General features: G+C 67.6%; 2 protein-coding genes. Both read right to left on the bottom strand.

Features of this window, described 5'->3' with window-relative positions:
* The coding region (locus tag WCE05_RS25740; protein ID WP_368816810.1) for a cache domain-containing protein at positions 1 to 634 on the bottom strand (634 nt) is incomplete at its 3' end.
* Positions 635 to 775: 141 nt separating this feature from the next.
* Positions 776 to 1,777 carry a hypothetical protein gene (locus WCE05_RS25735; RefSeq protein WP_253091344.1) on the bottom strand — a complete coding sequence of 334 codons (1,002 nt, stop codon included), beginning with the start codon at positions 1,775 to 1,777 and terminating at the stop codon, positions 776 to 778.
* Positions 1,778 to 1,837: the final 60 nt, after the last annotated feature.

The following is a 1,837-nucleotide window of genomic DNA, read 5'->3' as shown; positions in this document are numbered from 1 at the left end:
TCACCTGGGCCTTGTCGGGGCTGACGATCACCTGGCCGTCGCGGTCGGCCAGGAAGGCATGGCCGATGCCGCCGAAGTCCACGGCGTTGATGATGTCCACCAGGGTGTCCAGGCTCAGGTCGCCGCCGACCACGCCCAGCAGTTCAGCGTCGGCACGGGCCTTCACCGGGATGGCGATGGTCACTACCTGGCCGCCCACCGAGGCTTGGTAGGGCGGGGTCAGCAGGGTCTGGTCGGCGGTCACCGCCGCGGTGTACCAGGGGCGCTGGCGCGGGTCGTAGCCGTCGGGCATCTTGGCGTCCGGACGTTGGGTGAACAGCCCGTCGTTGCGGCCGAAGTAGGTGAACTGGAAGTTGCGGGTATAGGACGGCTGGTCGACCAGCCCCGGCAGGTTGTCGCCGGCACCTTGCTGGGCGATGTCCTGGGCTAGGTTCTCCAGCACCAGGATGCGCCCGCTCATCCAGTTCTGCACGCTGCTGGCGGTCTGCGCGCCGGCCTGGCGTACGGAGGCCTCGATGTTCTGGCGGATGATGTTGCGCTGCAAATAGTCGTTGTAGAGGGTGAACGAGGCGAATGCCAGGACCACGACGGCGCAGGCGCTGAGCAGGCTCTTGTGGCGGAATTTCAGGTTCATGTTTCGAGACCTTGGGCCAGTGGGAGGGGGCGCCGCGCGCTTGTGGCGCGCATGGCGGGACCTGTCATCACCGGTATCGGCCGATCCTGAAAAATATTGAAAGGCCCTGCGTCGTAGGACATGGCCGGAATTCGTAACCCATTACTCGCGCGCCCTTGGCGTGCTGCCCAGCAGGCTGTCCTCGACTTGCCCGGACAGGTAGTAGACCCCGGCCATGGCGCCGCTCTGACGGTTCTCCATCAAGTCGCGCCATTCCTCGTTCAGTGCCACGTTGAGGATCACCCGCAACTGCTCGACCATCTGCGGGTGCTCCTGGTCATGGCTGACCATGCCGAAGCCGGCCACCGCCACCGAGATCATCGCCCCGGCCGCCTTGCCCACCGCCGCCGCGACGGCGCTGGCGATGCCACGCGGGGCGAGGGTGGCGCCGAGTTTCTCGCTGGCGCGGTTGGCCACCGACGACAGCCCCGCCTGGGTCTGCCCCGGCGCTCGGGTGGCCTGCTGGTGCAGGTGTTGGCGCAGGGCCTGCCAGGCCGGTTGCTGTGCCAGGGACTTGGCCCGCAGGAGCTGGTACAGCGTGGCGTCGCGTGCCTGCGGTGGGCCCAGGGCGATGGCCGGGATGCGGTTCAGGCGTTGGCTGAACTGGTCGGGCGGGGCGTTGTAGCGTTGGATGATGGCCGGCAACTGCTGGCCGAGCAGTTGCAGGTACAGCTCGCTGGCGCGGTCGCGAATGGCTTCGGGGTCGATCTGTTCGGCGACGGGTTCGATCACCCGCTTGTGGTACTGCGCCTGCAGGTATTGGGCCAGGCGCCGTTCCGGCGGTTGCGCGCCGTTGCCGCTGTTCATCTTGTACCAGGCCACCTTGAGGGTGAGCCATTGCTGGGTCCAGTAGCCGGTGAACCAGGGGATGAAGTCGCTCTCGGTGCGTCGCTGCACCTGCTCCTTCCAGACCCGCATGGAGCGCCGGGCATAGTCGTTGGCCGAGCCGGTGGCGGCGACCGAGGCGCCGATCAGATCCTGGTCGATGCGCTGCCAGACCGCCGGTGTCGGGGTTATCGGCGGCGGAGCAGGGGGCTGCTTGCTGGCGCAGCCAGACAGCGCCAGGAGCAGGCAGAGCAGCAGGAGCGGGATGCGCGGGTTCACGCGGCGAGCCTCCCTGGATAGAGGCTGGAGTGATTCCCTGAGTATAGGTGGGGGGAGGTG

It is taken from the genome of Pseudomonas sp. I2 (genome assembly GCF_040984075.1).
GTDB classification, from domain to species: Bacteria; Pseudomonadota; Gammaproteobacteria; order Pseudomonadales; family Pseudomonadaceae; genus Aquipseudomonas; species Aquipseudomonas guariconensis_B.
Note: the sequence above shows the minus strand (reverse complement) of the source record. Positions and strands in the feature narration are given on the sequence as shown.